Raw genomic sequence first — 540 nt, 5'->3', positions numbered from 1 at the left:
CCACCACTGGCGTACTCGCCGCCAACGTACCGTCGCCGATGGCATCGCCATACTTGCTGGCCCGGCCCATGAAGCTGGTGCTGGGATTGCCGCTGGCGCTTTGCTGATAGGCGCTCTTGAAGGCCGCCAACGGGTTCAGCGTCACGCCCACCGATAGGCCGCTGGAACTCGATTGTTGTGCGCCGTGTTCCACGCTGGTGTTTTGTGCGGCGCTCAGATCGACGCTTTTGCCGATCAGCGTCAGATTGTTACCTGCGCTGATGTCTGAGGCCACTACGCTCAATTGCTGCCCGGCCTGAATCCGCGTGTTGCCGTTGATTGAGGCAATGCTGGAACCCTGCTGGGTCACCGTCTCTTCGCTGTTCTGGCTGTTGGCGCTGGCTTTGCCATAGCCGATACTGGCGACCCCGGCAGAGAAACTTGCCGTGAAGCCGGATTTCTTCTGCTCATGGGTCGAGTTCGTCTGGCTGGTATCTTGCACCGAGACAATCGCCACCTTGCCGTCGGTGGCCGTCAGCGACACATCGTTTAAGCCGATGA

1 protein-coding gene is annotated in these 540 nt (G+C 60.2%); it reads right to left on the bottom strand.

Annotation, left to right across the window (positions count from 1 at the left end; genetic code table 11):
- On the bottom strand, positions 1-540 hold a 540-nt coding region (locus KHU33_RS26220; RefSeq protein ID WP_211468500.1), incomplete at both ends, for a hemagglutinin repeat-containing protein.

The sequence above is a fragment of the Collimonas silvisoli genome (assembly GCF_018305005.1).
Lineage (GTDB): Bacteria > Pseudomonadota > Gammaproteobacteria > Burkholderiales > Burkholderiaceae_D > Collimonas > Collimonas silvisoli.
The sequence above is the reverse complement of the archived record's forward strand: the minus strand, read 5'-3'. Positions and strand labels throughout refer to the sequence as shown.